The organism is Vibrio sp. 10N.247.311.13 (assembly GCF_041467595.1).
Classification (GTDB): domain Bacteria; phylum Pseudomonadota; class Gammaproteobacteria; order Enterobacterales; family Vibrionaceae; genus Vibrio; species Vibrio crassostreae_C.
Map to the genome: position 1 here is coordinate 1 of NZ_JBFSUX010000041.1, position 17893 is coordinate 17893.

Here is a 17893-nt window from a genome sequence, read left to right on the forward strand (position 1 = left end):
CCTGCGACCCCATCATTATGAGTGATGTGCTCTAACCAACTGAGCTAAGTAGCCATTTCCATATTGTTGCTCATTTCGAAACGTTGCCGCTTCGCTGTGAACGGGGCGCATTATGCGGAGTTGAGTGAAACCCGTCAACTTTTTTTTTGAATAAATCGCGAATAAACATCTGTTCGGTTTCTTTTTAGGCAAAGAGGCGTATTTGTCGACAAAAAACAGGTCTAAAAGGCGATATATATAGGAAGTTAAGTTTCTGGTGAGGGACAATTTAGAAAGGGGAAAAACAAAAAGGCCAGTGAATTCACTGGCCTTTTTTCTAGATGTTTAATCAGAATTATACATTGAAGCGGAAGTGAACAACGTCACCATCTTTAACGATGTATTCTTTACCTTCAAGGCGCCATTTACCTGCGTCTTTCGCACCGCTCTCACCGTTAAATTCGATGAAGTGATCGAATCCAACAACTTCAGCACGGATGAAACCTTTCTCGAAGTCTGTGTGGATCTTACCCGCTGCTTGTGGCGCAGTTGCACCTACAGGGATTGTCCAAGCACGAACTTCTTTAACACCAGCTGTGAAGTAAGTCTGAAGAGTCAGTAGTTCGTAACCAGAGCGGATCACTCGGTTAAGACCTGGTTCTTCGATACCCATATCCGCAAGGAACTCTTCGCGATCTTCGTCATCAAGCTCAGAAAGCTCTGATTCGATTGCTGCACAAACAGCAACAACAACGTTGTTTTCGTTTTCTGCGTATTCACGAACAGCGTCTAGGTATGGGTTATTTTCAAAACCATCTTCTGCAACGTTTGCGATGTACATTGTTGGCTTAAGCGTTAGGAAGTTTAGGTAGCCGATTGCTGCCGCTTCTTCTTTGCCAAGTTCAACAGTACGTGCCATACCACCTTCAGTTAGAACTGGAAGTAGCTTTTCTAGTACAGTGATTTCGAATTTAGCGTCTTTGTCGCCGCCTTTCGCTTTCTTTGCGTTACGTTGAATTGCACGCTCACAGCTGTCTAAGTCAGCCAGTGCAAGTTCTAGGTTGATCACTTCGATATCTTCAATTGGAGATACTTTGCCAGCAACGTGAACAATGTTTTCATTTTCAAAGCAGCGTACAACGTGACCGATAGCGTCAGTTTCACGGATGTTAGCTAGGAATTTGTTACCAAGACCTTCACCTTTAGATGCGCCAGCAACTAGGCCCGCGATATCTACGAATTCCATTGTCGTTGGAAGGATCTTCTGTGGATTAACAATTTTTGCTAATGCATCTAAGCGTAGATCTGGAACCGGAACGATACCTGTGTTTGGTTCGATCGTACAAAATGGAAAGTTTGCTGCTTCGATGCCTGCTTTAGTCAGTGCGTTAAACAGAGTTGACTTACCAACGTTTGGTAGACCAACGATGCCACATTTAAAACCCATGATATAAACCTTATTCTGCTTTGAACGTATGTAAGCGATTTTGTGCTTTTGGTAGGCCATCTTTTAATAAGATGTCTAGGCTGCGAACCGATTCGTCAACGACGGCCTCGATACACTCTTGCTCTTTTTGAGGAGCTTTGCCTAATACATAACCTGCAACTTTATCTTTGTGTCCTGGATGGCCGATGCCTAATCTAAGACGATAGAATTCTTTATTGTTACCCTGCTTGCTGATGATGTCTTTCAGACCATTATGTCCGCCATGACCACCACCTTTTTTAAACTTTCCAATACCAGGAGGCAGATCTAACTCATCGTGAGCGACCATGATCTCTTCTGGTTTAATTTGGTAGAACTTTGCTAAGGCTGCAACTGCTTTGCCTGACAAGTTCATAAAAGTCGTTGGGATCAGCAAACGAAGATCTTCACCGTGAACCATGATACGACCCGTTAGGCCAAAGAACTTTGGTTCGTTCTTTAGTGTCACGTTATGTACACGCGCTAATTCTTCAACTACCCAAGCGCCCGCGTTGTGGCGAGTTTTGGCGTATTCTGGACCTGGATTAGCCAGTCCAACGAGAAGTTTTATTTGTTGGCTCAAGGTATGGATCTCTCTTGGGATTTCAAAAAGCGCCGTATGATATCACAGTTTATGAAAAAGGTGCGAGCTAGCTGATAGCTGCGCGATTATTCCTGTTTGTGATAACTAGCAGTGCAATATTACTCAGACATAAAAAAAGCACTTCATTGACTGAAGTGCTTAATATCTTTCTCTCGCGTGTTTCTAAAACCAAGCTTTTGTAAAAAAAGCTATTGGGCTTTGATTAGTTGAACATCGCTGAGATTGATTCTTCGTTGCTGATACGACGAATCGCTTCAGCAAGCATGCGAGAAAGGCTAAGTGTTGTCACTTTACCCGTCGCAGCCATCTCTGGAGATAGAGAGATAGAATCCGTTACGATAACTTGGTCTAGAACAGAGTTCTTGATGTTGTTCGCAGCAGTACCAGAGAAAACAGCGTGAGTTGCGTAAGCGAATACACGCTTAGCACCGCGCTCTTTTAGCGCTTCAGCTGCTTTACATAGTGTGCCACCCGTATCGATCATGTCATCAACGATCACACAGTCACGGCCTTCAACATCACCGATTAGGTTCATTACTTCAGAAACGTTAGCACGTGGACGACGCTTATCAACGATAGCGATGTCAACATCACCTAGCGCTTTAGCAGTAGCACGAGCACGTACAACACCACCAAGGTCTGGAGAAACCACAACTGGGTTTTCTAAGCCACGGTTCGCCATGTCTTCTAGAAGAACTGGAGTGCCGAAGATGTTATCAACAGGTACATCGAAGAAGCCTTGGATTTGCTCTGCGTGTAGGTCGATAGTAAGAACGCGGTCAACGCCAACGTTAGAAAGGAAATCTGCAACAACTTTTGCAGTAATTGGCACACGAGCAGAACGTACACGACGATCTTGACGGGCATAACCGAAGTAAGGGATTACAGCAGTAATACGGCCAGCAGAAGCACGGCGCATTGCGTCAATCATTACCACCAATTCCATTAGGTTGTCATTGGTTGGTGCACAAGTTGATTGAATCAGGAATACATCGCTACCACGAACGTTTTCATTGATTTGAACAGCGACTTCGCCATCAGAAAAACGGTCTACAGTAGCATCGCCAAGAGAGATGTATAGACGATCAGCAATACGTTGGGCTAGTTCAGGTGTTGCGTTACCAGCAAATAGCTTCATATCAGGCACGGTGGAAACCTCGGGTTGCGTCCAGTTTTAAATAGATTGTGGGTGGGCTGAGTGGTATTCAGCCAAAGTTTCTTTTAAAGGAGAAATGTTTCGTCCTTTCGCTACAAAAGCGGAAACTGTGTCAGGCAGTTGTTCCAACACCAATTCGGCTTCTTTTTTGCTGCTAAATTCAGCAAAAACGCACGAACCAGTGCCAGTCAATCTCGACGGCGCGTATTGTAGCAGCCATGAAAGTTGCTTATCAACCTCTGGGTACAGCATTCGCACAATTTTTTCGCAATCGTTTACGTATTCTTGCTCTAGAAGCGTTGATAGCGCTCGCTTCGGCGTATTTCGAGTTAATTCTGAATGCGTGAATATGTCTACAGTTGCTATGCTCACTTGAGGCTTAACAACAAGATACCATTTTTCATCCGGATTAGCGGGCTGAAGCTGTTCTCCAACCCCTTCCGCAAAGGCGGCATGGCCTCGAACGAACACAGGAACGTCAGCACCAAGCTTCAAACCGATCTCGGCGAGTTGATCGTCTGACAGGTTGAGTTGCCATAAATAATTCAGGGCGACCAACACGGTTGCTGCGTTTGAAGAGCCTCCACCAATACCACCACCCATAGGCAGCACTTTCTTGAGTTCAATATCCGCACCGAAAGATGTCGATGTGTATTGTTGAAGGGCAGTAGCCGCTTTCCAAATAAGGTTGTCTTCTGTAGCAACGCCCGGAATTGCAGGGGTTATTGTGATCGCACTTGTTTTTTTATTTGCAGTGACCGTCAGTTCATCACCAAAATCGACAAACTGAAATAAGGTTTGAAGTTCGTGATAGCCATTGTCACGTCGACCAGTGATATAGAGAAATAAATTCAGTTTAGCCGGAGAGGGCCAATGAGTTGGCGTTGTTATCATTTTTTCAGTGTCCACTTCGAAACTACAATGTTGATTTTGTTCTCGTTTTGCTTGAATGACAATCGAGTAGGGAGTGGGATTGTCTCTACTTTTGCGTTGTCTTCATCCGATAGTTGCTTACTCGGCATTTCTGTATTGCGATAGTTAGCAAAATTCAGTGTCCATAATTGACTGCTGACTTGTTTGGACAGAGATTCAAGAGTGTTGGTACTGCTGAGTTGATAGGAATCGGCTTGGTCTGGAATGCCAAGGAACCATTGTGGCAGGTGATCAATAGGGATCTGTAAACCTGTCAGCTGCTCAACCAAGACTGAAGCGCTCGCATGAGTAAATACTTGATCGCCATAGGTCACGACTTTTGCACCCGATGGATCTATGGTTAGGTTCAGTGCAGTTTGACCGAGAAAAGTAGTGAGCCTTAATTGACTTTGATTTGGTGAATGTTTCCAAATGAAATTTAGGCTTTGGCGCTGCTCTGGAGAAATGTAGGCGAGCTTGCCCGAGGCTTGGTAGTTTTCTATCTGTAGAAGTCGGTTTTGGTGACTTTGCCACTCAACACTGGTCGGTTGTTCAGGTATAGACGAGCAACCCACCATAATTATGGTCATAAAAATAAGAGACGTGATTCTACGAAGTTTGCTCATATTTGCTCACAACTTGTTCAAATTTATCTAAAAAACGCTTCAACTATAGCATTGAATTCACGAACTCAGGAAAACAAATCCCGCTTGCTCTTTAAATAGAGCCATGCATCAAGTAAAATTCGCCCCTTGTTTCCATTCCCTGATCGAGAACTTCTGATACATGTCTTTGCTTGCCGTAGGTATCAATCACAATACAGCGTCGGTTGAATTGCGAGAAAAAGTCGCTTTTGGTCCAGATAAATTATCTGAGGCACTCAAGCAACTTAACGCAAATGCACACGTGAATGGAAGTGTCATACTTTCTACCTGTAATCGAACTGAAGTGTATTGCGACGTTAAAGGCGTGGCTAAAAACAAACTCATCGATTGGTTGTCGGTTTTCCATCAAGTTAGCCCAGAAGAGCTAAAGCCAAGCCTTTATATCCATGAAGAGCAGGCGGCGATTAAACACTTAATGCGCGTTGCTTGTGGTTTGGACTCTTTAGTCTTGGGTGAACCGCAGATCTTAGGTCAGGTGAAGCAAGCGTATACGGACTCGCGAGAGAACAAATCCGTTGATGCTTCAATGGAAAAACTATTCCAGAAATCATTTTCTGTTGCGAAGCGTGTTCGAACTGAAACTGAAATCGGCGGAAGCGCGGTTTCTGTAGCTTACGCAGCCTGTACCTTAGCCAAGCATATTTTTGAATCCATCGCAGATTCAACCGTGTTACTGGTTGGTGCGGGTGAAACCATTGAGCTGGTGGCTAAGCACCTTTCGGCGAATGGCTGTACAAAAATGATTGTGGCGAACCGAACTCGAGAACGTGCTCTAGGGCTAGCAGAAGAATTTGGTGCTGAAGTGATCAGCTTGAATGAGATCCCTGATCATCTTCATCGAGCGGACATCGTAATTAGCTCAACCGCAAGTCCATTGCCTATTATCGGTAAGGGTATGGTTGAGACTGCTCTAAAAACAAGAAAGCATCAGCCGATGTTATTGGTTGATATTGCCGTTCCACGTGATGTGGAATCGCAGGTTGGTGATCTAAATGATGCCTACCTTTATTCGGTTGATGATTTGCAGTCGATTGTTGATGGCAATATCGAACAACGTAAAGTTGAAGCGATTCAAGCTGAAGCGATCGTCAGTGAAGAAAGTGCCGCGTTCATGAGTTGGATGCGCTCTTTACAAGCGGTAGACAGTATTCGAGATTACCGTAAATCGGCTAACGAAATCCGCGAAGAATTATTAAGTAAAAGTTTACAATCGCTTGCCGCTGGCGGTGACCCTGAAAAAGTTTTACTCGAGCTCAGCAATAAGCTCACAAACAAATTGATCCATGCTCCAACGCGCGCACTTCAAAGTGCAGCTGAGCAAGGAGAACCTGCAAAATTAATGGTCATTAGACAGAGTTTGGGCTTAGAAAACCCTCAATAATATTAGACCTCCAACAAGATAAGACATTATGAAAGCCTCGATTCTAGTAAAGCTTGAAACACTTGTTGAACGCTATGAAGAAGTTCAACACCTACTTGGTGATCCAGATGTAATCGGGAATCAAGACAAATTCCGTGCACTTTCGAAAGAATACTCTCAACTTGAAGAAGTGACAGCTTGCTTCCAGTCATACCAGCAAGCGAAAGAAGATCTAGAAGCTGCTGAAGAGATGGCAAACGAAGACGACGCAGAAATGCGTGAAATGGCTCAAGATGAAATCAAAGATGCGAAAGCAGCAATTGAGCGTCTGACTGATGAGCTACAGATTCTTCTTATTCCAAAAGATCCAAACGATGAGCGTAACTGTTTCCTAGAAATCCGCGCAGGTGCGGGTGGTGATGAAGCAGGTATCTTCGCGGGCAACCTGTTCCGTATGTACTCTAAGTTTGCTGAGAAGAAAGGTTGGCGCGTTGAAATTATGAGCAGCAATGCTTCTGAACAAGGCGGCTACAAAGAGATGATCGCTAAGGTTAGTGGCGACGCTGTTTACGGCACCATGAAGTTTGAGTCAGGCGGTCACCGTGTACAACGTGTACCTGAAACCGAATCTCAAGGCCGTGTTCACACGTCAGCATGTACGGTTGCGGTTATGCCTGAGATCCCAGAAGCGGATCTTCCAGAAATCAAAGCGGGCGACCTTAAAATTGATACTTTCCGTGCATCAGGCGCGGGTGGTCAGCACGTTAACACCACGGATTCAGCAATCCGTATTACTCACTTACCAACGGGTACAGTAGTAGAGTGTCAGGACGAGCGTTCTCAGCATAAAAACAAAGCGAAAGCGATGGCTGTTCTTGCTGCTCGTATTGTTCAAGCAGAAGAAGAGCGCCGCGCGGCAGCGGTTTCTGATACACGTCGTAACCTACTAGGTTCGGGTGACCGTAGTGACCGTATTCGTACGTACAACTACCCACAAGGCCGTGTTTCGGATCACCGTATCAACCTTACAATTTACCGTCTTAACGAAGTACTTGAAGGTGACATGCAAAGCTTGCTTGATCCTGTACTTCAAGAGCACCAAGCCGATCAGCTTGCTGCACTTGCAGAGAACAACTAACCAGTATGCAGTCAGCATATACGGTTGAAAGTGCTTTAAAAGCAGCAATCGTAAAGCTTCAAGAGGGTGATAACACATCACCCTCTATTGATGCCGCGGTACTGCTTTGTCACGCCTTAGATAAACCAAGATCTTACCTACTGACTTGGCCTGAGAAGCATCTCACCTCTGAGCAAGAGTCTGAATTCAATGCCCTTCTAAAACGTCGCTTAACCGGTGAGCCTGTGGCTTACATTATCGGTGAGCGTGAGTTTTGGTCACTGCCGTTAAAAGTTTCCCCTTCTACATTAATCCCACGCCCAGATACCGAGCGTTTGGTTGAAGTAGCGTTGGATAAAACCTTTGGCAAGCAAGGCGCGATTCTCGATTTAGGGACAGGTACAGGTGCTATCGCGTTAGCATTGGCGTCTGAGATGCCGAATCGACAGGTGACGGGTATTGATCTTCGCCCTGAAGCGCAGCAGCTTGCGACAGAGAATGCACAGCGTCTCAACATCACCAATGCGACTTTTTTGCATGGTAGTTGGTTTGAGCCTTTGAGCTCTGAAGGCGTTGTGAAATTCTCTCTGATTGTTTCTAACCCGCCATACATTGAGAAGAATGATCCTCATTTGTCTCAAGGCGATGTGCGTTTTGAGCCGATCACAGCACTGGTTGCTGAAGAGAAAGGGCTTGCAGATATTCGATACATTTCTGAAAACGCACGTGGCTTTTTGGAAAATGAAGGTTGGTTAGCATTTGAACACGGCTATGACCAAGGTTTGGCAGTTCGTGAGATTATGCAGGCGCTCGGTTATCTCGATGTTGTCACAGAGAAAGATTACGGTGGTAATGACCGAGTGACATTGGGTCGTTACTGTTCATAGTTAGTGATTGTTAATCGTCTTGTGAGCAATGGATGATGAACTTGCTAAATTGATACCTTTAACTCGACAATACATTTAACCCGATAATGCATTTAACGCAGAAATACAGAGATTTTATGCAGAACTACAGAGCATTAACGGGTATTGTGAGGCTCGTGTTAACGAAAGCACATATAAAAATATAAAGGAATACCATGTACGAAGGTCTAAAACATTTTCACCTATTAACGATTGCTATAAGTGCGCTACTTCTCTCGATTCGTTTCGCTCTTATGATGGCTAACTCACCTAAGCTTAAGCATCCTTTCTTGCAGCGTTTCCCTCATATCAATGACTCGTTGCTATTGCTATCGGGTATTGGTTTGATTTTCATCACTGGCTTTATTCCATTTACACCAGCAGCACCATGGTTAACCGAAAAACTAACTTGTGTTATGGCTTACATCGCATTAGGTTTCTTTGCGCTTAAGCTAGGTAAAAACAAGCTACTGAGAGTATTCTCTTTCTTTGGTGCGCTTGGCTGGTTAGCGATGGCAGGCAAAATCGCAATGACCAAGACACCAACATTTTTCGGTTAACTATCTATGTACGAATTTTTTGATGAAGACTTTGACCAGCTAGAGTTAGCTGAAGGTGCATTGATCTTAAATAAAGCGATTAACCCAGAAACTCAAGACAGTTGGGCAGAGCAAGAGCTGGCGAGATTGTTAAAAGACGCCGAGTTTGCTTTGGTTAATGAAACCGATGAACAGCAGAAGTTTGAATCTTTTATTCGACTATTCTTTTATGAATGGGGTTTTGCTGGCGATAAAGATGCGTATTTCTCTTCGGAAAACGCGTTCATCGATAAAGTGCTTGAGAGAAAGAAAGGCATTCCAGTGAGTCTGGGGGCGATCTTTCTTTTTCTAGGTCGCAAGCTAGGCTTTCCTGTAGAGGGCGTCTCTTTCCCGACTCAATTCTTACTTAAAGTAAGTTGGTACGGGCAAGCTGCAGCCTATATTAACCCTTATAACGGTGAGTATGTTGGCGAACAAACGCTGCGAGCATGGTTAATTGGACATGACGGCCCATTAGCTAAGGTGAAACCTGAGCACCTAGAAGTCGCCGACCACCCAACAATTATTGGTAAGTGGTTAGCCCTGCTCAAGAGTGCACTGCTGCGAGAAGAGCGTTATACGCTTGCATTGAAGTGTACTGACCTTGCTTTGACGTTTGTACCTGATGACCCATATGAAATCCGTGACCGCGGTTTTATCTATCAGCAGCTAGACTGTCACCAAGTAGCCGCAACCGATTATCAATATTTTATCGACCAATGCCCAGATGACCCTGCATCTGAGTTACTGAAATCTCAAGTGAACGTCATGAACGAAAAGACAGTGGTAGTTCACTAATTAATAATTACTTAGAGAGAATATGATGGAACAAAAAACAGTTCACATTGGCGATATGCCAATTGCAAACGACAAGCCATTTACGCTATTTGCAGGCATGAACGTTCTTGAATCTCGCGATCTTGCTATGCAGATCTGTGAGCACTATGTAAAAGTAACCGAAAAGCTAGGCATCCCTTACGTATTTAAGGCGTCTTTTGATAAAGCGAACCGCAGCTCAGTTCATTCATACCGTGGTCCAGGAATGGAAGAAGGTCTTAAAATCTTCCAAGAGCTGAAAGATACTTTCGGCGTGAAGATCATTACTGATATCCACACAGAAGCTCAAGCTCAGCCTGTTGCGGATGTGGTTGATGTAATCCAACTACCTGCATTCCTAGCTCGTCAAACTGATCTTGTTGAAGCAATGGCTAAGACTGGCGCGGTAATCAACGTGAAGAAGCCTCAGTTCATGAGCCCGAATCAAGTTGGCAACATCGTTGATAAGTTCGCTGAGTGCGGTAATGACAACATCATCCTTTGTGAGCGTGGCGCTTGCATGGGTTACGATAACCTTGTTGTGGATATGCTTGGCTTTGGCGTAATGAAGAAGTCTTCAAACGGTAGCCCAATCATCTTCGACGTGACGCACTCTCTACAAATGCGTGACCCATCAGGTGCTGCATCTGGCGGTCGTCGTGAGCAAACGGTTGAACTTGCTAAAGCGGGTCTTGCTACGGGTATTGCGGGTCTGTTCATTGAAGCTCACCCAAACCCAGACCAAGCTCGTTGTGATGGCCCATCTGCGCTACCTCTAGACAAACTAGAGCCGTTCTTGAAGCAGATGAAAGCACTTGATGACCTTATCAAAGGCTTTGAGCATATTGATATTAAATAATTGAGATGGATGTGAAGTAACGGAAACGTTATTTAACAAAGTTGATCTAAGAAAGCCCAGTTCTCTGAATTGGGCTTTTTTTTTATCTCGTAAAATCAGCCGAACATAAACCGTTCATTTAGAGAGTTGTTAACGTGGCGGGTTATTATCTAAGAAACTCTTATATGAGTGTGAGGTCAGTCCTGTTTGCAGTAAATTACTGATATTCATCACACTTTGTAAGTAAACGATTGCTTGTGATGCAGGGGAAGTTTGAGTGTAATCTCATAATTTTGTTACACTTAACTGTTGACCTATGCGTGACCAATTCGACATAAATATGAAATCGTCGTGTTACATCTAGAATGTTAATTTAAGATTAGTCATGTTGAAGTCTTATTGTTCGAACTCCAGGAAAGGGGTCGCAATAGATTATAAAAAGCAGTGGATTCCCTAAAAAGTTCAAAGGTATGACAATGAAGCAACGCCTTATTCTAAAGACAGCACTAAGTGCTGCAATTCTAGCTACTCTAGCTGGGTGTGCGTCTCAATCAGCTCATGATTGGAACCAAGACGAAACTTACAAGCTAACGATTCTTCACACAAACGATAACCATGGTCGTTTCTGGCAGAGTAAATATGGCGAATACGGCATGTCTGCACGTAAAACGCTAGTTGACCAACTTCGTTCAGAAGTTGAAGCAGAAGGCGGTAGCGTGTTGCTTCTATCTGGCGGTGACATCAACACGGGTGTTCCAGAGTCAGACCTTCAGGACGCAGAACCTGATTTTAAAGGTATGAACAAAATTGGTTACGATGCCATGGCATTGGGTAACCACGAGTTTGATAACTCTTTAGACGTATTACAAAAGCAGATCGACTGGGCTAACTTCCCAATGCTATCTGCAAACATCTACGATAAAGCGACAGGTGAACGTAAGTTCCAAGCTTACGAGATGTTCGAAAAGCAAGGCATCAAGATTGCGGTTATTGGTTTAACAACTGAAGATACCCAAAAGATTGGTAACCCTGAATTTATCGCAGGCATCGACTTCCGTGATCCTAAAGAAGAAGCGAAGAAGCTAATCGCTGAACTTAAAGAAACAGAAAAACCGGATCTAATCTTTGCTGTGACTCATATGGGTCACTACGAAAATGGCCAACGTGGTGTTAATGCTCCGGGTGATGTCGCACTTGCTCGTTACCTAAACGAAGGCGATCTAGACATGATCGTTGGTGGTCACTCTCAAGAGCCTGTATGTATGGAAGGCCCTAACGTTGCGAAGAAAAACTTCAAGCCGGGTGATGAGTGTAAGCCTGACGTACAGAACGGTACTTACATCGTTCAAGCTCACGAGTGGGGCAAGTACGTAGGTCGTGCTGATTACGAATTCCGTAATGGCGAGCTAGAGATGGTGAGCTACGACCTGATTCCAGTTAACCTTAAGAAGAAAGTTAAGATCGACGGTAAGAAGCAACGTGTTCTTATTCAAGATGAAATCGCACAAGACCCAGAGCTACTTGAATTCCTACGTCCTTTCCAAGAGCAAGGTCAGGCACAGCTAGAAGTTCAAATCGCTGAGACAAATGGCAAGCTTGAAGGTGACCGTAACGTGGTTCGTTTCCAACAGACTAACCTAGGTCGTTTGATTGCGACTTCTCATATGGAGCGTGCAAAAGCAGACTTCGCTGTGATGAACTCTGGTGGTGTTCGTGACTCAATTGAAGCCGGTAATGTTACTTACAAAGATGTACTGAAGGTACAGCCTTTTGCAAACATCCTGACTTACACAGACATGACGGGTAAAGAAGTTCTGGATTACCTAAATGTAGTGGCGACTAAACCAATCGATTCTGGTGCTTACGCTCAGTTTGCTGGTATCTCTATGACAGTAGCGAATGGTGAAGTATCGAATGTATTCATCGGTGGCAAACAGCTTCGTCTAGACGAAACTTATCGTTTCACAGTACCAAGCTTTAACGCTGCTGGTGGTGACGGTTACCCTAAACTGTCCGATCACCCAGGTTACGTAAATACTGGTTTTGTTGATGCTGAAGTACTGAAAGAGTACCTAGAAGCAAACAGCCCGGTTGACGTGAACAAGTACGCGCCTTCAGGCCAAATGGTTTACAAGTAATTGAATCCAAGCAATTGTATCAATAGGTGCTAAATTAGATTGACTCTAGCACCATGATAAATTTAACTAAAGCGACGCCTCGGCGTCGCTTTTTGTTTATCTATCGTTTGGATTTGTTATGACCCCTGCAATCAATCTCGCCAAGAAAAAGAAAATCGCTCATAGTGTGCACCAGTATCATCATGATGCGAATAATACGAACTATGGTTTAGAAGCCGTTGAAGCGCTTGGTCAAGATCCCAAACGTGTATTCAAAACGCTGTTGTTCTGCTTGAATGGTGTGGCGAAAGATTTGGCGGTTGCCGTTATTCCTGTCGACCAGAAGCTAAATCTAAAGCTTGCCGCTAAAGCAGCGAAAGGCAAAAAAGCAGAGATGGCCAATCCTGAGATTGCTCAGAAAACCACGGGCTATGTTGTTGGTGGCATTAGTCCGCTTGGACAGAAGAAAGCACTGCCTACCTTCGTTCATTCCAGTGCGACAGATTTTGACACGATATGTGTGAGTGCAGGTAAGCGTGGGCTAGAGATTGAGTTAGATCCAAAAGACTTAGCATTGCTCACTCGCGGCCAGTTTGCCGATCTATGTTTATAGATTGTCGTTGTCATGATGATAAAACTATCGAATGACAAACAAAAACGCCCGCTAGACTAATCTAGCGGGCGTTTTTATATCGAGTGTCTCGTCTTACTGATTCTGACTACTTCTTCAGACCTAAAGTACCACCAACACGCTTTGGTGCAGGTTTATTCGGTCTGTTTGAATCTTGGCTGCGGTTTGCCGGTTTACCGCTTCTACGATCATTATTGTCGCGATCGGTACGATTACGATCCGAACGGTTTCTATCTGAATTAGAACGCTCTGAACGAGAGTTCGATTTCCAGTTTTCGGTATTACCACCGCTTTCACTGTTCGATGAATTGCGGCCACGCTTTGAGTTAGGTGCATGACGGAATTCATCCGCATTGTTACCGCGGTAAGTGCGAGTACGGTTCTCGTTTTGATTACGGCGCGCTGTTGAAGCTTGGTTCTCTTCACGGCTATCAAAAAGTTTCGCGTCAGTCGCTTTACGAATGCGTTGACCTTTCGCGTTCATTTTTGACGCATCTTCCGTACTTACTGAGCCTTCACACATCGCTAAGATCTCAGTGATCTCTTCTTCGCTCAGGTAGCGCCATTTTCCGTTAGGAATACCGTCTAATGAGATGTTCATAATACGAACACGGCGTAGCTTAAATACTTCATAACCGAGTGCTTCACACATACGGCGAATTTGGCGGTTAAGGCCTTGTGTTAGCGTAATTCGGAATGAGAATTTTGTCTCTTTCTCTACTTTACATGGCAAAGTGACTGTATCGAGAATGTGAACGCCAGCGCCCATTTGCTTCAAGAATTCCGTCGTAATCGGCTTATCTACACGCACCACGTATTCTTTCTCGTGGTTGTTACCTGCACGTAGGATTTTGTTTACGATATCGCCGTCATTGGTTAGGAAGATAAGGCCATCAGAAGGCTTATCTAGACGACCAATCGGGAAAATACGTTTGTGGTGGCCGATAAAGTCGACGATGTTGCCAGGAATATCACGCTCAGTCGTACAGGTGATACCTGTTGGTTTATTAAGAGCAATGTAAATCGGCTTCTCTTTTGAGCGAACAGGCTTATTGTCGATCTCAACATCATCACCTGGCAAGACTTTAGTACCCATTTCAGGGATCTTACCGTTAATAGTAACTCGGCCTGCATCAATGAGCTTATCGGCTTCGCGGCGTGAGCAAAAACCAGTTTCACTGATGTATTTATTAAGGCGTTTAGCTTGGGATTCTTGTGACATGATATTCTCTTAGCGTTTCACAACGGAAATATAGATAAACAAAAAGCAACCTTTGGATAGTTGCTTTGAGTTGGAATTCGTTAACTGACGCAATTTTAGCACTTGGTGTGAGTCTAGGCACGAAATATCGATCTTGATGCAAAATCGTTACTAGCTCATTTATCTATCTCAACCGATTAACTGGTGCGCTTTTGATGGCGCTCTCTGTTCTCTAGCTTTTTCTCATTACTCTTTCTGAGCATGACATAGACTGCGCCCGTACCGCCATGAAATTGCTGAGCAGAATGAACACATTGAACATCGTTGATTTGCGTAAGCCAATTTGCCAAGTAACTTTTCATCATTGCAGGTGGATTCGAACGCTCACCCTTACCGTGAACAATGATGACGGTACGAACATCCATTCTTAAACATTGACGCAAAAATGAAAGCACTTCGTTACGTGCGTCTTTCAGTGTTTTCCTATGAAGGTCGAGCTTGGCTTGAATAGGGTATTTTCCTAGGCGCAGCTTTTTGTATACGCCTTCTTGTACACCGTCTTTTTTATAAGCAACAACATCGTCTGGCTTGATCATTGGCGAATAGTCTAATGATAAGTAGTCTTTCTCGTCGTCAGACAGCCACATAGCGGCTTCACGCTTAGCAAGGTGAGATTCGGTGACTCGGTGTACTTTCTGGTGTTCAGCGGTGTCATGGTCGATACGTTTAACATCGCCCATCATTTCTTGGAATAGATCTAAGTCATCATCATGAGACATAGTGTGTATCTCAAGTTGGAGAAGGATAGGGTAAGTATACCTAAGTTGAGGTTAGGTTTAAAAATGAAAAAACCGGAGAAGACAATAAGTCTGCTCCGGTGCAAAGCGTTTTGACATTTACTTATAAAGTAAAAGAATACTTAAAAGTAAATGATTTAGGCAGAGCGATTCTAGTGAGGAGATTTTTCAGTCATAACTTTGTATATGAAGAAGCCTCCATAAAACATCATGAGACCCAGAGCCCCGAAGATTACTATCATTGAAGATAGTCCCACCGCATTACCAAATAGGAGATCTAGCCAAAAGTCCATGTGTATACCTCAAAGTTATATGACATGGCTTAGTGTATTAACAAGCATTATCAATTCACTGATCTGGATCAATTATGTTTCATAAGTTAAATACTTGTTGGTAACTGTGTGTTTTTCGTCACATCATGCTCGTTGTTGTATGTCTTTTGTTCGAACGATTCAAAATCGCAATAAATATGAGAAAAAGCCCTTGCGGATAAATTCAGAACCCGTATTATACGCTCCATCGACAGGCAATGAGCCAGTTAGATATCTCGGTGAATAGCGCAGCTTGGTAGCGCATCTGGTTTGGGACCAGAGGGTCGGGGGTTCGAATCCCTCTTCACCGACCACATTAGAAAAAGCCGTAGCAGAAATGCTACGGCTTTTTTGTATTTGGGATTTCTACATTCTAACTGCATTGACTGTTTATGGTTGAGGGCAGAGAGTTAGGTCTATTGGACAAACTCATTTGTCGCAACGTTGTTCTTAACCCAGATCAAAGCTTGTAAGCGATTCTTCACCTTGATTTTTTTAAACGTGTTGTGAAGGTGTGCTTTGACCGTATTCTCACTGACATAGAGGGTATCTGCTATCTGAGTGTTAGATGCTCCATCACCGAGTAACTTAATGATCTGCTGCTCGCGTTTGGTCAGCTTGAGGTAATAAGGACTGGTTTTCGCGCACTGCCTCTCTCTGTAGAAGCTAATGTACTGGTAAATGAGCTTTCTACTCATCCACATCTCGCCTTGCAAAATGCAGTTAAAGCCGGCCACGAGCTTTTCAAGCGTGTCCGACGTATAAAAAATGCCGACAAGATACTGCCATTTAAGCATTTCAGAGTGCGGGAAATCGCCTGGTGTATTGAGTAGCACTTCATGGACATCACTTGCTACGTCATCTCTGAGCTCCTGGTATTTCTCAATGTATTGCTTACTCATTGTCGGGAAATCAATAATAATCAGAACTAAGTCATCGTTTTTTAGGGATTTAGCACTGAGCCTTTCCGGTGATATGAGTTTTATGTTCAGGTTAACTTTCTGTTCTATAGACTCTTTTAGTAGTATCGATTGTAAATTGTTCTCCGCAAGTAAAATGGTGTTATGAGCCTCCAGTTTAGCCATGTGGAACTCCTTTTCTTAACTCATTACTTGAACTTTAGGTGTTTTAGTTTAAAGCACGTATTGTTATTTTGCTAATTTTTAAAGCTAATTATTCATCAAATTTATGAAATTAATTTAATAGTATTGTCGAAGGTAAAATAATACTTAAGTAGAAAGAGGGAATTACCGAGATTTATGGTTTTATTTTATTGATTGTACAGTCTTTATGAATTTTCCAGATCCCCTTGTTTGGGTGAAGTTTTATAGTGGCAGGAAACTGATTTATATTAATAATCAACGTTGTAATACCACTATTCGTATTCTGGTTGAAATTAGAGTTGGTGTTCGTACTCAACGTTAATGAAGATGCCACACTGTTATTTATGGTCAGAATAAGACTTTTATTTTTTATCAGGCACTGTACTGAATTTAAATCAGAAGAAAATCCATTAAAATGGAAAGAAATAAATAAAACGGCGATCAACGCCGTTTTAATATATGCACTCTTTATCATATTAATTCTGATAAATTATACCGACATTACCAATTGCGCCATTACCTGAAACGAGAGCAGTATCATAAGAGGTTTGTTCAATCATAAATTGGTTTGAACTGCTGTTTGTTAAGCTAACAATGGCATCTGAATGAGATCCTGTTTGTAACGTGAATACTCGGTTATCGCTACTGCTCACGAGATCGATATCGACATAGTTATCGTCGCCACCACCAACATCGGTGTTGACTATCGTTTGAACATAGTTATTATCGCCGCTGATATCGATGTCTACATCATTATTATCAACACTCGCGTTACTAAACTCGGTATAGGTTGTATTGGAGTTACCAGAGACATTCACATCAGCTTCATTGTAGTCAGCACCACCTAGAGCATTGACGACAGAGATGTTCTCGTTACCCACTTGTGTAACTCGTAAATCATTGCTTCGACCATAAGGTTGAACTGTAATTTGGGCTTGGTTACTAACACCATCTTGATCAACCCAGGCGTTGTTGTTTACATAGCGTAACTTAACGTGAGCTTCATTGAGATTGCCATCTTGTTGAACCACTACGTCAGAGTTATAGCTAGCATGTGTGTCAACTAGTGCAACATGCCCATCAGTAACACCAGACGTGTTCTGGTTAATGGTGACATTGGCATTATCGCCACTACCCATTTGCCAAACGGCAGTATTATCCATCGCTAAAGGTTGAATACCGGCTACTGTCGATGATATGCCAAGATCGGTTGTTCCTTCTATTGTCCCCAACGCTGGCTCAGAGGCTGGAAAAGGAGCAGGTAAATTATCTGCGTATGCTGCATTAAAGCTCAGAATAGCACCGACTATAATTCCAATTTGTGTAACTTTCATAAGT

At 43.4% G+C, this 17893-nt stretch carries 18 protein-coding genes and 1 tRNA gene; 9 read left to right on the forward strand and 10 right to left on the reverse strand.

Features of this window, described 5'->3' with window-relative positions; translation table 11 throughout:
* Positions 1–334: 334 nt before the first annotated feature.
* From ychF to lolB, 5 genes are all read right to left on the reverse strand, one after another.
* Entirely contained in the window at positions 335–1426 is a 1092-nt protein-coding gene (gene ychF / locus AB6E52_RS15835) for a redox-regulated ATPase YchF (protein WP_010439159.1), read from the reverse strand.
* Positions 1427–1436: 10 nt separating this feature from the next.
* Positions 1437–2027 (reverse strand): aminoacyl-tRNA hydrolase, encoded by a 591-nt coding sequence (gene pth, locus AB6E52_RS15840; RefSeq protein ID WP_004739815.1) that lies wholly within the window; start codon positions 2025–2027, stop codon positions 1437–1439.
* Positions 2028–2250: 223 nt separating this feature from the next.
* Complete coding sequence (locus AB6E52_RS15845; RefSeq protein ID WP_004739814.1) at positions 2251–3195, reverse strand: ribose-phosphate pyrophosphokinase; 945 nt, start codon at positions 3193–3195, stop codon at positions 2251–2253.
* A gap of 27 nt (positions 3196–3222) precedes the next feature.
* Positions 3223–4098 (reverse strand): 4-(cytidine 5'-diphospho)-2-C-methyl-D-erythritol kinase, encoded by an 876-nt coding sequence (ispE, locus tag AB6E52_RS15850; RefSeq protein ID WP_198594335.1) that lies wholly within the window; start codon positions 4096–4098, stop codon positions 3223–3225.
* Positions 4095–4742, reverse strand: coding sequence for a lipoprotein insertase outer membrane protein LolB (gene lolB / locus AB6E52_RS15855; protein ID WP_102321513.1), 648 nt, complete (start codon positions 4740–4742; stop codon positions 4095–4097). Before lolB ends, ispE begins: the two co-directional genes overlap by 4 nt.
* A 160-nt stretch (positions 4743–4902) precedes the next feature.
* Between lolB and hemA the strand changes: the two genes are divergently transcribed.
* The 8 genes from hemA (at position 4903) to ybaK (ending at position 13125) form a co-directional block, all read left to right on the forward strand.
* The gene (hemA, locus tag AB6E52_RS15860) at positions 4903–6162 is read left to right on the forward strand and encodes a glutamyl-tRNA reductase (protein ID WP_017062312.1); all 1260 of its coding nucleotides are present in this window, start codon (positions 4903–4905) and stop codon (positions 6160–6162) included.
* Positions 6163–6190: 28 nt separating this feature from the next.
* Positions 6191–7279, forward strand: coding sequence for a peptide chain release factor 1 (prfA, locus tag AB6E52_RS15865; RefSeq protein WP_017062313.1), 1089 nt, complete (start codon positions 6191–6193; stop codon positions 7277–7279).
* 5 nt (positions 7280–7284) lie between these two features.
* Positions 7285–8145, forward strand: coding sequence for a peptide chain release factor N(5)-glutamine methyltransferase (gene prmC / locus AB6E52_RS15870; RefSeq protein WP_017062314.1), 861 nt, complete (start codon positions 7285–7287; stop codon positions 8143–8145).
* Between the two features lie 194 nt (positions 8146–8339).
* Positions 8340–8723 carry a SirB2 family protein gene (locus tag AB6E52_RS15875; RefSeq protein WP_009848726.1) on the forward strand — a complete coding sequence of 128 codons (384 nt, stop codon included), beginning with the start codon at positions 8340–8342 and terminating at the stop codon, positions 8721–8723.
* 6 nt (positions 8724–8729) lie between these two features.
* Positions 8730–9539 carry a SirB1 family protein gene (locus AB6E52_RS15880; RefSeq protein WP_017064164.1) on the forward strand — a complete coding sequence of 270 codons (810 nt, stop codon included), beginning with the start codon at positions 8730–8732 and terminating at the stop codon, positions 9537–9539.
* A gap of 22 nt (positions 9540–9561) precedes the next feature.
* Positions 9562–10416, forward strand: a complete 855-nt coding sequence (gene kdsA / locus AB6E52_RS15885; RefSeq protein ID WP_017069619.1) for a 3-deoxy-8-phosphooctulonate synthase — start codon at positions 9562–9564, stop codon at positions 10414–10416.
* A 455-nt stretch (positions 10417–10871) separates the two neighbouring features.
* Positions 10872–12533, forward strand: a complete 1662-nt coding sequence (gene ushA / locus AB6E52_RS15890; RefSeq protein WP_102321512.1) for a bifunctional UDP-sugar hydrolase/5'-nucleotidase UshA — start codon at positions 10872–10874, stop codon at positions 12531–12533.
* 118 nt (positions 12534–12651) lie between these two features.
* Positions 12652–13125, forward strand: a complete 474-nt coding sequence (ybaK, locus tag AB6E52_RS15895; RefSeq protein ID WP_102321511.1) for a Cys-tRNA(Pro) deacylase — start codon at positions 12652–12654, stop codon at positions 13123–13125.
* Positions 13126–13231: 106 nt separating this feature from the next.
* Here ybaK and rluF read toward each other — a convergent pair whose 3' ends face one another.
* The 3 genes from rluF to AB6E52_RS15910 all read right to left on the reverse strand — a co-directional run bounded on the left by rluF (position 13232) and on the right by AB6E52_RS15910 (position 15434).
* Positions 13232–14365 (reverse strand): 23S rRNA pseudouridine(2604) synthase RluF, encoded by a 1134-nt coding sequence (gene rluF / locus AB6E52_RS15900; protein WP_102321510.1) that lies wholly within the window; start codon positions 14363–14365, stop codon positions 13232–13234.
* 176 nt (positions 14366–14541) lie between these two features.
* A complete protein-coding gene (gene smrA / locus AB6E52_RS15905) occupies positions 14542–15123 on the reverse strand; it encodes a DNA endonuclease SmrA (protein ID WP_102321509.1) in 582 nt (193 codons plus the stop codon).
* Positions 15124–15293: 170 nt separating this feature from the next.
* Positions 15294–15434, reverse strand: coding sequence for a DUF3149 domain-containing protein (locus AB6E52_RS15910; protein WP_017062321.1), 141 nt, complete (start codon positions 15432–15434; stop codon positions 15294–15296).
* Positions 15435–15689: 255 nt separating this feature from the next.
* On the opposite strand from AB6E52_RS15910, the gene AB6E52_RS15915 reads away from it, so the two are divergent.
* Positions 15690–15766, forward strand: a tRNA-Pro gene (locus AB6E52_RS15915).
* Positions 15767–15868: 102 nt separating this feature from the next.
* Here AB6E52_RS15915 and AB6E52_RS15920 read toward each other — a convergent pair.
* Entirely contained in the window at positions 15869–16537 is a 669-nt protein-coding gene (locus tag AB6E52_RS15920) for a LuxR C-terminal-related transcriptional regulator (RefSeq protein WP_102321508.1), read from the reverse strand.
* A 494-nt stretch (positions 16538–17031) separates the two neighbouring features.
* A complete protein-coding gene (locus AB6E52_RS15925) occupies positions 17032–17889 on the reverse strand; it encodes a curlin (protein ID WP_102321506.1) in 858 nt (285 codons plus the stop codon).
* Positions 17890–17893 lie beyond the last annotated feature (4 nt).

Excerpts from the sequence above, each read along its gene's own strand:
- prmC (WP_017062314.1), top strand. The coding sequence starts at position 7,285 with ATGCAGTCAGCATATACGGTTGAAAGTGCTTTAAAAGCAGCAATCGTA.
- hemA (WP_017062312.1), top strand. The coding sequence starts at position 4,903 with ATGTCTTTGCTTGCCGTAGGTATCAATCACAATACAGCGTCGGTTGAA.
- AB6E52_RS15925 (WP_102321506.1), bottom strand. The coding sequence starts at position 17,889 with ATGAAAGTTACACAAATTGGAATTATAGTCGGTGCTATTCTGAGCTTT.
- smrA (WP_102321509.1), bottom strand. The coding sequence starts at position 15,123 with ATGTCTCATGATGATGACTTAGATCTATTCCAAGAAATGATGGGCGAT.
- ispE (WP_198594335.1), bottom strand. The coding sequence starts at position 4,098 with ATGATAACAACGCCAACTCATTGGCCCTCTCCGGCTAAACTGAATTTA.
- ybaK (WP_102321511.1), top strand. The coding sequence starts at position 12,652 with ATGACCCCTGCAATCAATCTCGCCAAGAAAAAGAAAATCGCTCATAGT.
- kdsA (WP_017069619.1), top strand. The coding sequence starts at position 9,562 with ATGATGGAACAAAAAACAGTTCACATTGGCGATATGCCAATTGCAAAC.
- ushA (WP_102321512.1), top strand. The coding sequence starts at position 10,872 with ATGAAGCAACGCCTTATTCTAAAGACAGCACTAAGTGCTGCAATTCTA.
- lolB (WP_102321513.1), bottom strand. The coding sequence starts at position 4,742 with ATGAGCAAACTTCGTAGAATCACGTCTCTTATTTTTATGACCATAATT.
- AB6E52_RS15875 (WP_009848726.1), top strand. The coding sequence starts at position 8,340 with ATGTACGAAGGTCTAAAACATTTTCACCTATTAACGATTGCTATAAGT.
- AB6E52_RS15880 (WP_017064164.1), top strand. The coding sequence starts at position 8,730 with ATGTACGAATTTTTTGATGAAGACTTTGACCAGCTAGAGTTAGCTGAA.
- AB6E52_RS15910 (WP_017062321.1), bottom strand. The coding sequence starts at position 15,434 with ATGGACTTTTGGCTAGATCTCCTATTTGGTAATGCGGTGGGACTATCT.
- AB6E52_RS15920 (WP_102321508.1), bottom strand. The coding sequence starts at position 16,537 with ATGGCTAAACTGGAGGCTCATAACACCATTTTACTTGCGGAGAACAAT.
- prfA (WP_017062313.1), top strand. The coding sequence starts at position 6,191 with ATGAAAGCCTCGATTCTAGTAAAGCTTGAAACACTTGTTGAACGCTAT.
- rluF (WP_102321510.1), bottom strand. The coding sequence starts at position 14,365 with ATGTCACAAGAATCCCAAGCTAAACGCCTTAATAAATACATCAGTGAA.
- ychF (WP_010439159.1), bottom strand. The coding sequence starts at position 1,426 with ATGGGTTTTAAATGTGGCATCGTTGGTCTACCAAACGTTGGTAAGTCA.